Raw genomic sequence first — 18,960 nt, 5'->3', positions numbered from 1 at the left:
TTTAGAAAAGAGCACATAACGGATTCTCAATCCGTTGTCAATGTAAATATCTGAGAAGGGAGCATATCGCCGGAAATATTTCATGATCACTTGAATGAGAAGAGAATATGAGAGTGGAGCTAATCATAATATTTTTCATTGTCTAAATATTTACTCCTGATAGAAAGATGCCGGATTGAGAATCCGCAAAGGAATTTCCTGTTTGTCAGGAAATGTTATTTCAAAGAACGGATGCGGAAATATACGGAAAACCCTTTCCCGCGCGGGGCGGGAAAGGGCCTACCATAACCAAGTAAAAGCATGCGCTGAAGCGCTCTGCCTACTTAGAACGTATAGCTGATGGCGCCGTTGATGCCGTGGGCGGTCAGCTGGTTGCGGGTCTCGAACTGGTAGCAGACGCGGGCTCCCCACTTGTTGGAGAAGATCATGTCAACGCCGGCGTTCAGGCGGAATGCGGTGCGGCCAACGTTGACGCCGCGGGCATTCCAGGTCCCAAGAGGTCCGGAGACATTGGATTTGGGATTCATGCGGCTCACATCCTGGGATACTGCTACTGTCAGGGCCGGGGTGATGGTGGTGCCTCCGTCCGTCTGGTAGGAGCGGGCGATCGTAATGCCGACGGGAATGGTCCAGTTCTGGGCCCGGGCGTGGCCGAAGGTGCGTCCGTAAGGCCCGCTTTCAGAGAAACCCTTGAGTTCGGACGTCATGAATTCAATACCCGTGTAGGGCGTCACAAAGGCTTTTCCGAGCGCGAAACGTTCCGTCCAGGTGCCGTAAAGGGCGCCGCTGAAGGTGTCCGCATCCGCTCTGCCGTTGGCGGCGGAACCCATCATGTAAGAATCGCCCTTGAAACGGGAGCGGCCGTAAGCGCCGTAGCCGTCCAGCGTGAACTTGCTGTCCTTGAAGGGATGCATGCGTCCGTAGATCATGGCCAGGAAGGAGTCCACGTCATAGTCGGCGCCGATGCCCGTTTTGTCCTTGAAGTCGCCGAAGCTCTGGCCGGCGGCGATGCCGATCAGGGAACCCTGCGCAGCCTTGTAGTCAATGCCTACGGCATAACCGCCGGCATTGTACTTGTAACCGGAAACTCCGTCGCGGGCGTCCTGGTCATCCCAGATGCCCATGCCGCCTACCCAGATATTGCCGTTGCCCCTGGCGATTGTCTTGCGGGCGATGGGAGAACCTTTGGCGTCCACTACTTCAACGGTGTCTTCCGTCTGGCGCGCCATGGAGGCGGCGGATTGAATGCGTCCCAGGTCGGCGAAGTTCCGCACGGTGCGGCTGGCCGCCCAGGTGAAGTTCACCACATGTTCACCGCTGACGGACTGGATGATGCGGGCAGCTTCATCCGCGCTCGCGGCCCGGAACAGGTTTTCGTAGAACTGGGAGGCGGGAGAACCGGCGGCCACGTTCAAACGGTTGTTTTCCAGGGCGGCCGCTACGGTGTAAACGTTGCCGTTGTAGCCGGACATGGGGCCGTCAATGCCCTTCATGTCCTGGGTGATGATAGTGGTGCCTTCCGCCGTTCCCGGAGCCATGGTGGTGCTCAGGAATACGTTGTTCAGCAGGCGGCCGGAAATGTCCGTGCCGTTCAGCGTGGCCGTCACGCTTTCCGTGCCCTTGTGGAGCTGGGCGAGCGGAACGGGGTTGCCGCTGGCGTCGGATACCTGGATGCCTACGCGGGAATTATCCTGGAACGTGGCGGGAGCGCCTAAGTCCAGCACGGAACCGTCGCTCAGCAACAGGGTGGAGTCGCCTCCGAAGGTGGCGGAAGCTCCCTTCATGGTGGAATTCTTCGCCAGGGTCACCTGTCCCGTCCGAATGTCGTAAACCGTATCGTCCGTTCCCATCACGGCGCCGTCCATGGACTGGAGGGGACCGGCTTTTCCGGTGGCGGAGTCAGCGGCGCCGAAGGCGGCATGGCCGATGATCAGGTTGCCTTCAAGCTGCTGGTAGGTTCCTCCGAACGTATCGGCGGCTTCAGCGCCGCCGTAAACGAGAGTGCCCGCTCCGGTCTTCGTCATCACGGTCTGGTCGGCAGCCAGCGGGGCGGCGTCAGCCGTGGGAGCGGGGGCCGCGGTGGAGATGCCGTCATTGATGAACGTGTAGGCGGTGGCGTCCGTATAAACGTTGATCTGGGTGTTCTGGCCCGCCTGCACGGAACCGGAAACTCCGTTGGACGTATTGCCGGAAAGAATTGCGCCGGAGCCGATGTACAGGGTCTGCCCGTCCGCCAGGTTGATGGCGGCTTTGCCGGCGGTGGAGGCGGTGTTGTCCAGGACCTGGACGCCGTCCCCGATGGAGATCTGGCCGCCTGCGGAAATCACGCCGTCAGCAGCGGTATTGCCGGTGATGACGCTGTTGTTGCCAATGGCGATATTGTCATCCGCCGCCAGGGTGGAATTTCCCTTGACGGTCGTGTTTTCGCCAAGCGTGACGCTGCCTTCGATGGAGCCCAGCTTTTCCGTGCTTGCGACGGTGTTCCAGCTGCCGTCGTCATTGCTGTAAACGGTTTTATTGAGGTCGATGGATTCCGCGGAAACAGCAGTGCCGTCCAGGACGGAATTGTCTCCCAGGGAAATATTGCCGCCCTCGGTTTTAAGGGTGACGGCGCCGGCTGCGGTTTCTCCAAGGATGATGCCTCCGGAAACGCTGTCATCCATGGAGTCGATGACGGTTTTGCCGGTCTGAGCGCCGGATGCGTCAAACTGTTCCGTAGTTACGGCGCCAATGCCCGCCGTGGAAGTCACATCTCCGTTCAGGGCAACTTTGGACGCCGGATCGCTTACGATCTGGCCTGTCGCCGTTACGGCATCCTGCATCGTGACGTTATTGCCCAGGACCACGGCCCGCTCATTGGATTTATTGTAAGTATTGTACGTCGTCCTGGTATAGGCTTGTCCCGCCGGCGGCGTTGCCGGGTCTGCGGTTTGAACTGCCTGGCCAGTGACGGTAACGGCTTTTTCCATGGAAACATTGTCGCCGATGCCTACCTGTCCGTTCGTGGAGGTGACGGTTGCTCCCACCGTCCTGGGATTGGCGGCGTCATTCGTACCTTCGATGGCAATATTCCTGCCGTCAATAGTGGTGGTAGCTGAAGCATTCGTCACCACAATGTCATTGTCGCTTCCCAGAGGTTCGCTCAAGGTGATGTCGTTGAAGCTGACCTGGTTGTTAACCAGATCGTAATTGAAATTAACCAGTTTGTTGCTGGCGTCCGCCATTTGGACGGTGACATTCCCCGTTCCGGAGATAGCGTTCAACTGGGCTCGTTGCTCCTGGGTCAGCGTGATGTTGTCGGAGCCGGAAGGTACCGTAATCGTGATGGTTGAAGCTTCATTGGAAGCGGCAGCCTGGTTCCAGGCAGTAACGAATTCATCGGCGCTGTTGACTGTATAGTCGGCTGCCGTAGTAATGGAAAAACTGCCAAGGCAGGCGATGACAGCTGCCAGCAGCATATGTGGGAGTCTTAATTTCATGCTTTTTTTATTTGTTTAATGATTAGGTGGTTATGCGTTCGTGACAATCACGGCGCCCGAGGTTTTAGATGATTCCCATTCCGAGCTGTTCACCGGGATGACATGAGAAATTTTAATGAGAATAATAATTAAAATGGCTCGTTATGAATTGCTTATGATTATTATTCAAAGGGTTCAATCATGACAGGATTCTGCGGTCTTGGGCCGGAAAGGAATTTCAAGAACATTCAGGTCAATTCATTTTTACTGGAAAGATTAATCTGTTTCCATTGATAATAAAATTGTTATAATATGTTAACATGGTCCGGTCGCAACGTTTTCCCGCCGGCGCAGGAGGAGCTGAGGTAACGGTTCCATAGGAAGAGACGTATTCAACGCTGGCCGGACAGGTAAATACGTTGTTTCTAATAGATTATATAATTAATTAGGAAATCCGGGAAGGATGGAGGCCAGGGCATCTCCCGGATGAAGAGAGCGGCTTGTGAAGCCCTGCGAATAAAAATCTGGCCAGGCTGTTTTTTGAAGCGGCCCGCATATGCGGGCGGGGAATTCCAGCCGGAAGAGACCTTCCCCTATGGGCTTTGCCGGGTATGGCGGTAAGAGCCGCGGCGTCAGGGTGTTCGGAATATGGCGGGGCCACCGGGGAATTCCTTTTTACGGGAAAGGAGGAAACATCCCCGGATGAGGGGTAGGCGTAAGAATTCAAGTGGGTGGAAGGAGAACTTTTCGGAGGCTTCGCGCCGCGTGTTCCCGGCCCGCCGGAAGAAGACGGAGAGTCCGGCGTTTCCCGGATATGGCCAGGGAGAAGAGAGCAGGATTATTCCACCTCCCATTCCTCCACCAGGCCGGCTGGAAATTCATCCAGAAAGCGGGAGGGCATTTGCATGAAGGTTCCTCCCTGGGCGCGGCAGTTCCAACGGGGGTAGGTCAGGTAAAGCTGATCCTTGGCGCGGGTAATTCCTACGTAAAAGAGGCGGCGTTCCTCTTCCAGCCCGGACAGGTCCCCGTCGTCAATTACCCGCTGGTGTGGAAACATGCCGTCGCACAGGCCGATCAGAAAAACGACAGACCATTCCAGTCCCTTGGCCTGGTGGATGGTGGACAGGGTGACGGCGCCTCCGGAGAGGTCCGCTGCGGCGCTTTCATCATCCGTGTTGCCCAGAAGGGAAAGCTGGGAGAGAAAATCCTCCGTGGATTCAAAGCGTTCGGAAAATCCGGCCAGATGCAGAAGGTCCTGCCTGCGCTGGTCGTAATTGTCAAAAGCGGCCTGCATGTACTCGTCATACACGGCCTCATTGATGGAAAGGAGCATGGAGGCAGGCCCGGCCAGTTTTCCGGCGGGGGCCAGTTCATCCAGGGTGTAGCAGAGCTGCGTCCAGGCCGTTCTGGATTTGGCGGGGACCGGAAAATCCAGCATCAGGGCGGAAAAGGATTCCGGAGGGGTTTCCTGCCGGCTTTCCGGGCAGGCGGTCCAGCGCATCCAAAGTTTCTGGGCCATGCCGGGGCCGATGCCGGGCAGCAGCATCGCCATGCGGCGGAAGGAAAGTTCGTCCCTGGGATTGACCACAAAACGCATGAATGCCACCACGTCTTTAATATGGGCCTGTTCGAAAAACCTGATGCCGCTGGTGATGCGGAAAGGTATTTCTCCGCGGGTCAGTTCCATTTGCAATTCCATGCTGTGGAAATGGGCGCGATAAAGCACGGCTATTTCACTGGGGTCCGTGCCTTCTTCAATAAGGTCCCTGATGCGCTGGACGACAAATTTGGCCTGCATCCGGTCGTCATTGAGCGGGACGAGGGCGGGAGGCATTTCCCCGGTGGGGCGCACGGAGCGGAGCTGCTTTTCAATTTGAACTTCGTTGGCGGCGATAGCCGCGTTGGAAAGCTCCAGGATCTCCGGCACGCTGCGGTAATTGGTTTCTATCTTGAAAGTCTTTGCCGCCGGATAGCGGGTAGTAAAGCTGAGAATGTTTTCCATGTCCGCGCCGCGCCAGGAGTAGATGCTCTGGGCATCGTCTCCCACCACCATCAGCTGGCCGTGTTCCCGGGCCAGCATGTCGATGAGGCGGCTCTGGAGGTAATTGGTGTCCTGGTATTCATCCACCAGGATATGCCGGAAGCGGGAGCCGTACAGGGCGCGCAGGTGCTCCTGTTCCTGAAAGAGCCTTACGACGTTGAGAAGCAGGTCGTCAAAATCCATGCTGTTGGTTTCCTGCTTGCGGGCTACGTATTGGCCATGCACCTCCAGGATGGCGTCCAGATGGCTGGAAAGGTAGGGATAGGCGTTTTCCAGCGTTTCCCGGATGTTGGCTCCCTCATTGTCTGCCAGACTGAACAGGGAGGAAAGGACTTCCGGCTTGGGGAAGCGGGCGGATTTTTCATCCAGCTTGAGGGACTTGACCACGCTTTTGATCATGGACTTGCGGTCGTCGGAGTCCATGATCGTGAAAGCCGGGGTATATCCCAGGTATTCCGCGTGCTGGCGCAGGATGCGGTTGGCAATGGAATGGAACGTGCCGCTCCACAGGCGGGACAAGTCCAGGGGAATCAGGGAACGCACCCGTTCCGTCATTTCCCGCGCCGCCTTGTTGGTGAAGGTGAGCAGCAGAATGTTCCATGGGTCCGTACCGTGATCCAGAAGCCAGGCCACGCGATAGGTCAGCGTGCGCGTTTTTCCCGATCCGGCTCCTGCGATGACAAGAGCCGGCCCCGGTTCTGAAGAAACGGCGGCGTACTGTTCCTCGTTGAGGGCCGTACGGTAGTCGATCCCGGAGACGGGGGCGACCGGCTCGGCATCCTGCCTGATGACGTATCGGCGAGCCATGAGGGTTAGTTGATAATTGACGGGAAACAGTTAATAGAGAAGGTGGAAGGGGCTTCCTCCCTTCTCCGCTTTTTGATTACTTTTTTAAAAGTCCAGGTACATTTCCGCACGGCGGTTTTCCTTGCGGACTTCATCCCTTGTTCCTTCATCTGCCGTGGGGGAATAGGTCCGGCGTGGTTGTGATTTGCCGAATCCCCTGGTGACGATTCTTTCCGCAGGAACGCCGAACTGGACGAGCTGGGCTTTCACGGCGGCCGCGCGGCGTTCGGAGAGTCCCTGGTTGTAGCGTTCGCTCCCCACGTCATCCGTGTGGCCGCTGATTTCCAGCTTTTTGCCGCCGTCCATCTTGATCGCTTCCGCTACGATTTGAAGCTGGCGTTCGGAACGTTTGGAAAGGGTATCTTCATTGAAGCCGAAGAACAGGGCCAGGGAATCGCCGCCCTGGGGATTTTTTACAATAGGGATGAAGATGTCGTCCCCGGCTCCCTGCCGTTTCGTATAGGCTTCCAGCATGCTGTCCAGAGAAGCTTCCGCAACCAGCCATTGTCCGTCCGTTTTAGCCACGGTCAGACCCACATTGCCGGCTTTCCTGCCCTGGGCGTCCTGAAGATGAACGAAGAACCCCGCGTTGGTGGGCGCTTCGTAAGCTGTTTTGATGGGAGCGTCTTCCCGGAGGCGGAAAGCTCCTTCCTCAAACAGAATGCACAGCCCGGCTACCGTGGCATCCTGCACCTTGGCCCCGTCCACGAACTTCCGCGCCCCGCGGAAATCCGCCTTGGCGACGGCATCCATGAAGGAGCTGACGACGCCCATGGGGTCGTTCATCGCCATGGGGGCGGCCTTGTCCTTGGCCAGATCCTGCTTGCTGGGCAGAGTGAGGGTATCCAGCGCCCACTGTTGCTTGTCATTGCGCTTCATATCCAGATAGCCGCGCGCGCCGCTGCTGAAATTGAGCGTGTATCTGGCTGTGGGATTGGCTCCCTGGTTATTCGCGCCGATGCTGGTGATGCCGGGGGAGGAAAGGCGTACATGGCGGGCTGCCATGAGCTCCCGGATGAGGCGGCTCTGGTTCTCCGTCACGGCCTGCTGGATTTCCAGGGATTTCAGGATGTCCTCATCCCGGTCCTGAATGACTTTGGCAATTGCCTGCGCCAGTGTCTGGGGGGAGCTGAGATTGATCAGGGAGGGCGGCGTAGCCGTCTGCCGGCTGATATCTTCCTTGGTAAGCGGGTCGACGGTGGGTTGGGGCGTTACCGTCTGGCGTGCCGGCACTTCCGTTTGCGCCGCCGGTTCAGCGGCGGCGGGTTCCTCTTCCTTATTGTCAAGGAACAGGAAAACCAGGGCCAGGCTGCCTACGACCAGGAAGCTGATGATGAAGGCGGTGATGGTGGATGCGTTTTTCATTGGAAGTGGATGTATGAAGAAGGGTCAGGCGTTCAGTGCTTCCAGCAATTTGGCGTGAATGCCTTCAAAACCGCCGTTGCTCATTACCAGAATAACGTCTCCCGGCTGGGCTTTCTTGCAGACGGCAGAGACGATTTCCTGGGCATGGCCGCCAATCAGAGCGTCCTTGCCCAGCGCGGAAAGGTCGTTGGAAAGTTTGGTGAGGTCCAGGCGTTCCTCCAGAGCTACCTTGTCCGGATGATCCACGGCGGCTACCACAGGGAAATCCGCCGTAGCGAGGGACAACGCCAGTTCATTCTGGAAGATATTTCTGCGTGTGGTGTTGGAGCGCGGTTCGAAAATGGCCCAGATGCGTGATTCCGGATAGCGCTGGCGCAGGCCCAGGATTGCCTGTTTGATGGCTGTTGGGTGGTGGGCGAAGTCGTCCACTACGGAAATGCCGTTGACCACCCCCTTGACTTCCTGGCGGCGGGCCACGCCTTCAAAGCGGCTCATGGAATCCGCCAGCTGCTTGACGTTCAGTCCCGCAAATTGTGCGGCTGCAATTGCCATGGCGGCGTTGTGGATGTTGAACTCTCCAATCATCGGTACGTAGTACCGGGTTCCTTCCAGTGTGAAATGGCTGCCGTCCGTGGAGGTCTCCACATCCAGGATACGGATGTTGGAAGAGTCGGAAAAGCCCACCGTCTTGACGGGGCACGGGGCCCCCTTAACCACGTCCAGGCAGTTGGGATCGTCCGCGTTGACCAGGGCCAGGCCGTTGCGGGGGATGATCTGGGTCAGCCGACGGAAACTCAATTTGATTTCCTCCAGGGAATTGTAAATATCCGCGTGATCAAATTCAATGTTGTTGATGACCACCAGTTCCGGGAGGTAGTGCAGGAATTTGGAACGTTTGTCGAAAAACGCCGTGTCGTACTCGTCCCCCTCCAGTACGGAAAAATCGGAATCCGTAAAACGGCCCCCGCGTCCGAGATTGCGGGCAATGCCGCCAATCATGAAGCTGGGGTTCAGCCCGGAATCCTCCATCAGCCACGCCAGCATGGATGTGGTGGTGGTTTTTCCGTGGGTGCCTGTTACCACATAGTTGCGCTTGCCGCGCAGGAAGTATTCCTTCATCGTCTCCGGGAGGGAAAGGTAACGCAGGCGCCGTTGGAGCACGGCTTCCACCTCCTCATTGCCGCGGCTCATGGCATTACCGATGACGATGACGTCCGCATCCGGCGGGATGTTGGAAGCCTTGTAGCCTTCAAACAGGGTGATGCCTTCCTCCTCCAGAAAAGTGGACATGGGGGGATAGACGTTGGCGTCGGAACCGGTGACGGTAAAGCCGCGGCGGGCCATGGCGGCGGCTACCGCGCCCATGGCGGTGCCGCAGATGCCGAGAAAGTGGAAATGGCTGTTCATGACGGGGAGAGGAATGGAGCGGGTTTTATTTGGAAAAGGAAGGAGCCGCAATACAGGAATCCGCCAGAGCCCGGTCCCGGCGGCGCACAATGCCGTTGGCGATATCCGTGACCATGCCGGACAGCAGGCGGGTGAGATGGCTGCCGGGCGTGTAATCCGCCGGGGCGATGAAATTCACGCGGTCGGAATTGGAGGCCAGGTTATAGCATTTGCGGAAACTGCGGCCGGTTTCATCTTCCGGATTATATACGGCTACGGCGTGGCCTCCGTTCCGGCGCATGACGGTGAAGCAGGGAACGTCCGTAGGGCCGTCGCCGATGTAAATCATGTTGGCGAAAGGAATGGGGCGCATGTCTTCCGGCATGTGGTCGTTTACGTCCTGGTCGTAATCCAGCATTCCCTTGTTGATGCGGAAAAGGTACTGGGTTTTCGTGGTGTGGGAAATGACTCTCTTGGGAAAATTGATGTAGCCGTTCTCCTCGCTGAATTCGCATCCGAATACGGCCTTGAAATAAGGGCGCAGGGCGGAACCGTCAATCAGGGCTTTCAAACCGGAGGAGATGATATAGTATTCAATGCTGATGCCCAGATCCGTATGAAGGGAGGAGAGGGTCATGGACGGGAACGCGTTAAAAAAGTCCGGCAAACCGGGGTAAAAGGTGAGGCGCTCTCCAAGCTGGGTAAGCCGGGCGTTGCTGACGCGGTCCAGGGAAAGGGCGTCCAGCAGGCTTTTCATATAAATCAGTTCTCCGTCCCAGCCTTCTCTTTCTCCGGTGGCGTTGCACCTGGTCCAGAATTCCTGCGGAGAAATGCCGAATTCCGGGAAGATGGCCTGATCCTGCATGTAGAAGGGACTCAAGGTCTGGTCGTAGTCGAAAACCAGGGCGATCGTATTCTGCGGGGAGGACATGGGAAAGACGGAAAATAAAGTTACATGCGGAACTGGTCGCCCAGATACTGCTTGCGGGCGATGGGGTCGTTGGCGATTTCCTCGGAAGTACCGTGCTTGATCACCTTCCCTTCAAACAAAATGTAGGCGCGGTCCACGATGTGGAGGGTTTCCCGCACATTATGGTCCGTAATCAGGATGGAAAGGCCGTCCGTATCGCGCAGTTCCATAACGATTTTCTGAATGTCTGAAACGGCGATGGGATCCACGCCGCTGAACGGTTCGTCCAGCATCAGCAGTTTGGGGCTGGTAGCCAGGGCACGGGCGATGGTCAGCCTTCTCTTTTCGCCGCCGGAAAGCTGGATGGCCATGGAGCGGCGCAGCTTGGTGATGCCGAAGCGGTCCATCAGCTCTACGGCGCGGTCCTTTTGCTGGCGGGAAGTCATGTCTTTGCGGGTCTGAAGAATGGCCAGAAGATTATCCTCCACGGAAAGCTTACGGAAAATAGATTCTTCCTGCGGCAGATAACCCATGCCGCGCCTGGCTCGCAGGTTCATCGGCAATTCCGTAATATCTTCGTTCGCAAAAATCACGCGGCCTTCATCCGGGCGTACGAGACCCGCTACCATGTAAAAGGAAGTGGTTTTTCCGGCGCCGTTCGGTCCCAGCAGGCCCACAATTTCGCCATGGCCTACCTTCAGGCTGACCTGGTCCACAACGGTCCGCGTTTTGTAGGTTTTGCAGATGCCTTCGGCGCTTAGCAAAGGAGAAGAGTGGAACGAACTCACGGTTTGCGGCTGGTTTTCTGGTTTTCCCGGTCGGAAAGTTTTTTGTCTACGTGGCGGAACGTAGTCTTGGTTCCGCGACTGCCGTACATGTTTCCGTTGGAATACACCCGAATGAAAGCATCCTTGTTCGGATTTTTCACGATGACGTCCGGAGTGACGATGACCGGGGCACCCGTCAGGATGATTTCTCCGGTTTTGGCGTTGTAGGTGATTTTTTCAGCCTGGGCGTTGCTTGTTTCTCCCTGTTTGTTGGTGTAACTGGCTTTCACATTTCCGGAAGCCGCAACCGTTTTAATGGAATTGTAGTCGAAATTGCCTCCGTTGGGGAGAGCCACCTGAGTCTGATTTTCCTCTTTCCCCTTTTCCTTCTTGACGTCGGAGGGTTTTTTGTCGCCCGGTTTCTTCGGCACGAATTCCGCATAAATTTTCAGATGATCCGCACAATCCATGGAAAGGCCGGGGTTGCGCACCCGGACATTTTTCATGAACACCAGAACGCCTTCTTCCATATCGAAGTACAAGTCTCCGTCACAATCTACGGTGTACAGGTCTTTTGGGGAATTGGCCTGCAGGAAGCCTTCCTCCGGGCCGGATGCTGCGGAAGAGGGAGTAGTTTCCGCAGCCGGGGCGGGGGTATTTCCGGCAACCTGATGCTGCTGGCGGAATTCCTGAATCCGCCCGTCCACAGTTTTTTCCTGCGCGCTGTATGTTTGAATCGCCTTTTCCCCGTCTTCCTTCAAGCCTGCGGTCGGAACAGGGGCCAGTTCCCGTTCCCTCCGGGCTGTCTCTTCCGCCGTCAGGGGGCGTACAATATGGGAAGGCGGGGTGAGGGGTTGTTCCAGGCGGGGATCCAGTTCCCTGGGCAGGGGCTGGACAATGTGGGAGGGAACGCCGTTGGCGCCGCTGCAGGCAAGGCTTCCGGCCAGGGCCAGCAGCAGGGAGGAAAGTTTTTTCATAAAAAGGAATGGTTACTTGTTGCGTTGAGCCATGCGGATGGTGGTTTGAACGGGACCCAGAATGATGCCCCTCTTGATATTGGTGTTCAGGTAAAGGCCGGTCCCTTTGGCGGAAAGATTCTCTTCCCTGAGGGTGGTTTCCGTATGGGAGACGGCCAGTTTTTTATCCAGAAAATAAGAGGCGGCCTTCGTGAAAAGGTGGGAGGTCTGGTTGTTTTTTCCGTACAAGTACACGTTCAGGATATTCGCGGCAATTTCCTGCGGGGCGGCCACGGTCACGCTTGAAGCCGTCAGCAGCATGGAAAGGCGCGGCCCTTCATATCGTGACAGGCTGACTTTTGGGAGTACCTGGCCTACGGGCAGAAGCTCCAGCATAGGTAATTTTTTATCTACGCCGGCAAAAGGCGTGGCCGCAGGCAGGCTGGTGTCCGCTTGCGCCTCCGTGCCGTACAGGGCGGCCGTCAAAAAGCATGTGGACAATAATTTCATCATGACTGAACCGCCTGGTGGATGGACTGAAGGCGTTTCAGCACTCCTTCAAGCAGGTGGAGAGGAATTTGGTTGGGGCCGTCGGAAAGCGCTTTGGACGGGTCTTTGTGCACCTCCATGAACACGCCGTCAATGCTGCCCGTCGCCATGGCGGCGGATGCCAGCACGGGGGCCAGCTCGCTGTCTCCTCCCGTGGTTCCTCCCAATCCCCCGGGTTTCTGAACTGCGTGAGTGGCGTCGAATACGACGGGAAAGCCTTCCTGTTTCATCCAGTACAGGGAGCGCATGTCCACCACCAGATTGTTATAACCAAAGGTGGTGCCGCGTTCGCACATCATGAATTCGTCACAGCCGAAGGCGCGCATTTTTTCCCCGATGTTCACGGTATCCCACGGAGCCAGGAACTGCCCTTTTTTGATATTCACGGGCCGGCCGCTCTTGGCGCAGGCTTCCAGAAGATCCGTCTGGCGGCACAAAAAAGCGGGAACCTGGAGCAGATCCACGTATTCGGCGGCAATTTCCGCTTCCTGGGCCGTATGCACATCCGTAACGACGGGCAGTTTCAGCTCCCTGCCGATTTCCGACAGAATGCGGCAGCCTTCCCGCACGCCGGGACCGCGAAAAGAGGTGACGGAAGTGCGGTTCGCCTTGTCGTAGGAAGCTTTGAAAATCAGCGGGACATCCAGGTTTTCCGTGATGGCCTTGATGGAGCGGGCCATCTCCCATACAAAGGATTCGCATTCCAGAGAGCAGGGGCCCAGAAGGTAGAACGGCCGAGGGCCGCCGATTTCAACGGATTGAATGTAAAACGACATAAAACAAAACCTGTATGTCCTTGTATCATGACGGTTTCAGGCCTTTCGGTCAAGCCGCTATCCTGCCTCCGCGCGGAGATTCGGAGGCGAAGGTTTATTTTTCCGGAAGTATCTTTTCATATTCGATATAATGATTTTGTTATAAATATGGTAAATATTTTTTAGATAGGTGCGTGTAAATGGAGGGGAGCATGGATTGGAAAAAAGCGTATGGAGTTGCCGCCCTCCGGACTTTTTGTTACAAACGGCCATCATGCGTTACTTCCGCATGAATAAATGACAGGATGTTCCGAACGCCGTTCCCCCGCAGTGGTCTTACCGAAATGCCCAGGAAGATTTACAAACTCTTTATTTCCTATGATGAAGCAGGGGCTGAATTGCGGCAGCATGTGGCGGAGCAGTTTCAATATTCAAGCGACTGTGTCTGGCAGGGGTCTTTCCGCAGCCTGACGGCGGCGGATTTGCCTCCGGGCGATGGTGTAGTCTGGGTTTACCCTGTCTTCATGCAGAGCGGCGTGACGGTGACGGAGACATTGCCGGAATTGCTTCGTGCGCTGTATGCCGGGAGCGGGCAGCATCCGGAACTTGTTTTTAAACCCGTATGGGGAGCGGGATGCGGCGGTGTTGGTTTTAGGGCCGCCGCCTTGCAAAAGGAATTGGAGGGGGAGGCTTCCCTGCTGGTGGTAGCCCACGGGGTAACGGGAAGGGAGGCTGCCCCGGAGCCGGCGCAATTCCTCCGGCAGTTGAAATTCCTGCTTCCGGAAGGAACGGACATGGCGCTTGCATACTTTGGCGCATTTCCTTCTGTGGAAAAGGTATTACCCGGATTAAAGGGGCAAAAGGTGGTAGTGCTGCCGTTCCTGATTGGAAAAGGGAAGCATATGCGGGAGGACATGCCCTCTCCGGAACTGGCCGCAAGGCATGGGAAAACGTTAAAAATCCTGCCTCCGTTCGGTGCGTTTTATTTGCAAGCGGAACGGGAATACTGGAAAACGGGCATGGGAGAGCCTGCCGGGAACGGTTTTGACGGGCCTGCGCGATAAGATATTTTGCTGAAATGGCAAAGTTCTCCATGAGCTTGCTTGCGACAAGGTTCCGCGAACGGCGGAATAGTTTCGTAAATCAATGATTTATGCTTTGACAAGAGAGGGGGCGGGAAGTATATTGCCCGTCCCTCGCGTGATTCGGCGCAACTAAACAACGGGGATCGGAGGGGTAAAAAGCGTCGAAGTCCCCAAAAACTGCTTTTCCTGCCGCAAGGAAAGCCACCTACATACATATATGATTAATGATCTGATTAACCAGATGGTTGAAGCCGGTGTTCATTTGGGCCACCAAACCCGCAAATGGCACCCCAGCATGAAAAAGTACCTTCTCAAGGACAAGGCCGGTATCCATATCATCAACCTTGAGGAAACGGAAAAATGCCTGGACAAGGCCTGCTCCTTCCTGGCTGATCTGGCCCGCCGCAATAAGAAAATCCTCTTCGTCGGCTGCAAGCGCCAGGCTCAGGAAGCCGTCCGCGAAGCTGCGGAAGCCACTGGTCAGTACTATGTCAACCACCGCTGGCTGGGCGGCATGCTCACCAACATGAGCACAATCCGCAAGAGCATTGAACGCCTTGTCTATCTGGAAGGGATTGAAAAGAGCCCGGAATTTAAGAGCATGTCCAAGAAGGAACTGGCCGCTCTGGACCGCGAACGCCAGAAGCTGGAACGCAACCTTCAGGGCATCCGCAACATGGGCGGCGCTCCGGACGCCATGGTGGCCATCGGCGCCGACCATGAAGACATCGCCATCCGCGAGGCCCACCGCCTGAACATTCCCGTCTGCGTTCTGGTTGATACCAACGCCGACCCGAAGGAAATCGACTTCCCGATTCCCGGCAACGACGACGCCGTCCGTTCCATCCGCCTGATTCTTGACTGCATTGTCAAGGCCATCAACGAAGGCAAGGGCGCATCCGCCGAAGCCTAAACCAACCATTTAGAAAGAACAGAAACACTATGGCAGAAATTACTGCAGCTCTCGTCAAGGCCCTCCGTGACAAAACGGACGCCGGCATGATGGATTGCAAGAAAGCCCTCAACGAATGCAACGGCGACATGGATGCCGCCGTAAAGTATCTTCGTGAGAAGGGAATTGCCAAGGCTGCGGCCAAGGCCGACCGTGACGCCAAGGAAGGCGTGATCCGCGCCGCTGTGGCTCCCTGCGGCTGCTCCGGCATTATCCTTGAACTCAACTGTGAAACGGACTTCTGCGCCAAGGGGGACAAGTTCCAGGGTCTGGTGAATGACGTTGCCAACGCTCTCATGGATTCCAAGGCCTCCACGCTGGAAGAGGCTCTCCAAGTCCCCATGGCGGAAGGCTCCACGGAAGAATATATCAAGGCCATGTGCAGCTCCATTGGCGAAAACATGGCTCTGCGCAAATTCGCCCGCCTGACGGCGGACGGCATCGGTGCCGTGGTCTCCTACATCCACATGGGCGGCAAAGTGGGCGTTCTGCTGTCCATCAAGGCCGGCAAGGAAGAAACCGTCAAGTCTGATGCGTTCAAAGCCCTCGCCAAGGATTTGACCTTGCACATCGCCGCCGCCGCTCCCAAGAGCGTCAGCTCCGATAGCCTGGATCCCGCCTTCGTGGCCGAGGAACAGGAAATCGCCAAGCAGCAGCTCATTCAGGAAGGCAAGCCCGAACACCTGCTGGAAAAGATTCTTCCCGGCAAGCTGAAGGCTCTGTACGCCCAGTCCTGCCTGCTGAACCAGGTATTTGTGAAGGACCCTGCCGGAAAGATGACGGTGGAGGCCCTCCTCAACCAGGCCGGCAAGGAACTCGGCGACGATATCTCCGTCGCCTCCTTCGTCCGCTACCAGCTCGGTGCGTAAGCTCTGAGTCAGAGTATCTCTGGAACCGTTCCCTTTGCGGGGAACGGTTCTTTTGTTTGATATGGCTCCATGGGGGTATTTATCCATAAATTTGATTCAGGGAGGATCCGGAAATCCGGATAGGGGATTATCAAAATATGCGGGATAGAAAAGCTCCGGCCCTGCTGCTGGTTGCGGCCTTCATCCTGGCAGCCGTTTTTGGAGCGCTTTTGGGCTGGAGCATGTTTTTTCCTTGTGTGCGATCCCTGATATTTCCTGGCGGTATTGTGGTTCTTCAAAAAGGCCAATGGACGGTGGAAATGGGGGAACAGCCTCTTTTGCTGTTATCAGCCTCGTGTGTGATGATGAACTCTTCTGGCTCCGGGTGGCTCCGGAAGACATGCGAAATGCCCAGCCGGGGCTGGCGTTCATTGCCGGTCCTGGTTTTTCTGTGGGGGAAACGGCATGGGAGGTGCGCATGGATGTCCTGATATTGGAGGAACTGGCGCGGCTGGGGTCTTGTCTTGCATCGGAAGGCTTGTTAGGGTGGCGGCATGGCTTTTCTGGAACTGGATCATGTGAGCGTTGTCTTTCCTGCGGTGCAGGGGCTGCTCTCTGCCCGCAAATTTGCCCCCGTAGTGGCGGTGGACGGGGTGTCGCTGTCCGTGGAAAAGGGAGAAATCCTGGGGCTGGTGGGTGAATCCGGTTGCGGCAAATCCACGCTGTCTCGCACGGTGATGCTGCTCCAGAAGCCTACGGAGGGCCGCATTTTTCTGGAAGGGGAAGAGTTGACGGCTCTTTCCGCATCCGAAGTCAGGAAGCGTCGTCCGGATTTCCAGATGGTTTTCCAGGACCCTTATGCTTCCCTGAACCCCCGTTTTACGGTATATGCAACATTAAAGGAGGCGTTGCAGAGCCGCCGTAAAAGAACTTTTGCCCAGACGAGGGATGATGTGGCGGAACTGATGGAAAAGGTAGGGCTGAGCCCCTCCCTGATGCGCAAGTATCCCCATGAATTTTCCGGAGGCCAGCGCCAGCGCGTCGCCATTGCGCGCGCATTGGCGCCGGAACCCAGGCTGGTTATCGCGGATGAACCCGTTTCCGCGCTGGACGTTTCCATCCAGTCCCAGATTCTGAACCTTCTTATTGCCCTGGCCCGCGACTTGAGCCTGACCATGATATTCATTTCCCATGATTTGTCCGTGGTCCATTACATCGCGGACCGCATTGCCGTGATGCGCAAAGGCCGCATTGTGGAATACGGGGAGGCGGACAAAGTATTTTCTTCCCCTTCCCACGAATATACGCAGGCGCTTCTCGCCGCCGTACCGCGTCTGTAAATGGGGATGGCCCGGCGTCAGTTTGGACGAATACGGGAAAGTTCCGTTTCCCGCGGAGTTATCCGCACAGGTTTAAAAGGGGACGGTTTTCCGGAAGAACCTCCCTGAATTTTCAACGGAACGCGGTTCCCGGCAGTTTGGTTTTCCCGTGCCTTGCAAAGACGATGAATGGATTTGTTTCCAGCGGGGCATCGTGTCCACTGCCTCCGCATTGTTGACGGCATGATCTTCTCTTTGAGGTATCCGGCAGGCTGTTCATGCTTTTTCCTTCATCTTCTTTTTGAAAGAGGAGAAGTAAATCCGGCGCGTTATGAAAAAAGGGGGAGTCGCAAAATGGCTTGCATCATGGGCTGCCCGGCAGCACATAATAATGCCGCCTTGCGGAAACTGCCGGAACAGAAGGATATGGAGATTGTGGGAAGGAAAAACGTCGTTGTTTTTTTCATACTGCCGTCCGGCTGGTATTTCTCTGTGATACGCCAGATGGCTTCTGCCTGTTTTCTGACGGGGAGGCAGCAAGGAAAGGGCTGTTATTCCTGAACGGAATATCCGGCGGCTTCCTGCATTTCCCGGATGCATTCCTCCATCAGAGCGGCGTCTATCTCATGGACGTCTTTTCCCCGGCCTATTCCGGTAAGCATCAGTACCGTCAGGTGGCCGCCGAGGTGTTCGCGGAAGGCCTCCAGACCTTTCAGCACTTCGCAGGCGCCGTTTTCTGTCCTGCGGGAAAGCAGGGGGTGGAATACGGGCAGTTCCAGGGTTTTCAGCACGGAGATGATTCTTTCCGCCTCCGCGGCAGGCAGCCATCCTTTCCGGACGGAATAAAGGATATCCAGGCACATGCCCACGGAAACGGCCTCCGCGTGCCCCAGTATGTAACCGGACATGGTTTCCATGTAATGGGCGGCCCAATGTCCGAAGTCCAGGGGACGGCTGGAACCCAGTTCAAAGGCGTCTCCTCCGCATGCAATGTGCGAGGCGTGCAGCAGAGCGGAATGCTCCACGGCATATTCCAGAGCATCCCGTTCGCATACAGCCAGCGCGGAAGCGTTCGTTTCCAGCCAGTTGAAGAAAGAGGCGTCTTTCACCACCGCCACTTTCACTACTTCCGCCAGCCCGGCTCTTTTCAGGGGGAGGGGCTGGGAATGGAGGAACAGGAAGTCGTCAAGCGTGGCCCACGCAACGGCGAAGGTGCCCAGATAGTTTTTCCGGCCCATGAAATTGATCCCGTTTTTGACACCTACTCCGGAGTCTGCCTGGGAGAGGGTGGTGGTGGGGATGCGCAACAGCCGGATGCCGCGATGGGCGGTGGTGGCGGCAAAGCCTGCTACGTCAAGAAACGCTCCGCCGCCCACGGCTATGATATAGGAATGGCGGTCAATGCCTGCTTCCACAATGTGGCGCAGGGCCGTTTCCCATGCGGAAAAACCTGTTTTGGCTTCCTCCCCGCCCGGAACGGAACGGCAGCCGGCATAGGCCAGCACCCCGGCATTTTTTTCAAAATAGCGGTCAATGTTTGCCGGAAGCTGAGGATAAAACTGTTCCAGCCCTTTTTCCAGGAGAACGAGAACGCGGCTTCCGGGCCTCTGTTCCATCAGGCTGGCCAGAGCATCGTTTTCCGGGCGGAAGGCTCCATGGGTAAAGCCTGTCCTGTAGGGAAAATCAAGCCGGATATTCAGCGTGTGAAGTGACATGCCAGGAG

Annotated in this window: 14 protein-coding genes; 4 read left to right on the top strand and 10 right to left on the bottom strand. The window is 56.5% G+C overall.

What is annotated here, in order from left to right:
• Positions 1-323 precede the first annotated feature (323 nt).
• The 9 genes from O4G22_RS03645 to kdsA all read right to left on the bottom strand — a co-directional run bounded on the left by O4G22_RS03645 (position 324) and on the right by kdsA (position 13,054).
• On the bottom strand, positions 324-3,458 hold the full coding sequence (locus O4G22_RS03645; RefSeq protein ID WP_306702194.1) for an autotransporter outer membrane beta-barrel domain-containing protein: 3,135 nt from the start codon (positions 3,456-3,458) through the stop codon (positions 324-326).
• An 838-nt stretch (positions 3,459-4,296) separates the two neighbouring features.
• A complete protein-coding gene (locus tag O4G22_RS03640) occupies positions 4,297-6,306 on the bottom strand; it encodes an ATP-dependent helicase (protein ID WP_306702193.1) in 2,010 nt (669 codons plus the stop codon).
• Between the two features lie 84 nt (positions 6,307-6,390).
• Entirely contained in the window at positions 6,391-7,710 is a 1,320-nt protein-coding gene (locus tag O4G22_RS03635) for an OmpA family protein (protein WP_306702192.1), read from the bottom strand.
• Between the two features lie 24 nt (positions 7,711-7,734).
• A complete protein-coding gene (gene mpl / locus O4G22_RS03630) occupies positions 7,735-9,117 on the bottom strand; it encodes a UDP-N-acetylmuramate:L-alanyl-gamma-D-glutamyl-meso-diaminopimelate ligase (protein ID WP_306702191.1) in 1,383 nt (460 codons plus the stop codon).
• A 25-nt stretch (positions 9,118-9,142) separates the two neighbouring features.
• Positions 9,143-10,027, bottom strand: coding sequence for a haloacid dehalogenase-like hydrolase (locus O4G22_RS03625; RefSeq protein WP_012419732.1), 885 nt, complete (start codon positions 10,025-10,027; stop codon positions 9,143-9,145).
• A gap of 20 nt (positions 10,028-10,047) precedes the next feature.
• A complete protein-coding gene (lptB, locus tag O4G22_RS03620) occupies positions 10,048-10,794 on the bottom strand; it encodes an LPS export ABC transporter ATP-binding protein (RefSeq protein WP_102739924.1) in 747 nt (248 codons plus the stop codon).
• The gene (locus O4G22_RS03615) at positions 10,791-11,750 is read right to left on the bottom strand and encodes an LptA/OstA family protein (protein ID WP_306713935.1); all 960 of its coding nucleotides are present in this window, start codon (positions 11,748-11,750) and stop codon (positions 10,791-10,793) included. Before O4G22_RS03615 ends, lptB begins: the two co-directional genes overlap by 4 nt.
• A 12-nt stretch (positions 11,751-11,762) precedes the next feature.
• Positions 11,763-12,242: a hypothetical protein gene (locus tag O4G22_RS03610; protein WP_306702189.1), complete on the bottom strand. Its 480-nt coding sequence runs from the start codon at positions 12,240-12,242 to the stop codon at positions 11,763-11,765.
• Positions 12,239-13,054 (bottom strand): 3-deoxy-8-phosphooctulonate synthase, encoded by an 816-nt coding sequence (gene kdsA / locus O4G22_RS03605; protein ID WP_249851591.1) that lies wholly within the window; start codon positions 13,052-13,054, stop codon positions 12,239-12,241. Before kdsA ends, O4G22_RS03610 begins: the two co-directional genes overlap by 4 nt.
• A gap of 323 nt (positions 13,055-13,377) precedes the next feature.
• Here kdsA and O4G22_RS03600 point away from each other — a divergent pair, with 323 nt between their 5' ends.
• The 4 genes from O4G22_RS03600 (at position 13,378) to O4G22_RS03585 (ending at position 17,258) form a co-directional block, all read left to right on the top strand.
• On the top strand, positions 13,378-14,097 hold the full coding sequence (locus O4G22_RS03600) for a hypothetical protein (RefSeq protein WP_306702188.1): 720 nt from the start codon (positions 13,378-13,380) through the stop codon (positions 14,095-14,097).
• 238 nt (positions 14,098-14,335) lie between these two features.
• Positions 14,336-15,031 (top strand): 30S ribosomal protein S2, encoded by a 696-nt coding sequence (gene rpsB / locus O4G22_RS03595; RefSeq protein WP_012419726.1) that lies wholly within the window; start codon positions 14,336-14,338, stop codon positions 15,029-15,031.
• A gap of 29 nt (positions 15,032-15,060) precedes the next feature.
• The gene (gene tsf / locus O4G22_RS03590; protein WP_031930425.1) at positions 15,061-15,939 is read left to right on the top strand and encodes a translation elongation factor Ts; all 879 of its coding nucleotides are present in this window, start codon (positions 15,061-15,063) and stop codon (positions 15,937-15,939) included.
• A gap of 533 nt (positions 15,940-16,472) precedes the next feature.
• Positions 16,473-17,258: an ATP-binding cassette domain-containing protein gene (locus tag O4G22_RS03585; RefSeq protein ID WP_306702187.1), complete on the top strand. Its 786-nt coding sequence runs from the start codon at positions 16,473-16,475 to the stop codon at positions 17,256-17,258.
• A gap of 530 nt (positions 17,259-17,788) precedes the next feature.
• Here O4G22_RS03585 and O4G22_RS03580 read toward each other — a convergent pair.
• Positions 17,789-18,952: a 3-dehydroquinate synthase gene (locus tag O4G22_RS03580; RefSeq protein ID WP_287687027.1), complete on the bottom strand. Its 1,164-nt coding sequence runs from the start codon at positions 18,950-18,952 to the stop codon at positions 17,789-17,791.
• Positions 18,953-18,960: the final 8 nt, after the last annotated feature.

This window comes from Akkermansia muciniphila, from assembly GCF_030848305.1.
Classification (GTDB): Bacteria; Verrucomicrobiota; Verrucomicrobiia; order Verrucomicrobiales; family Akkermansiaceae; genus Akkermansia; species Akkermansia muciniphila_A.
Note: the sequence above shows the minus strand (reverse complement) of the source record. Positions and strands in the feature narration are given on the sequence as shown.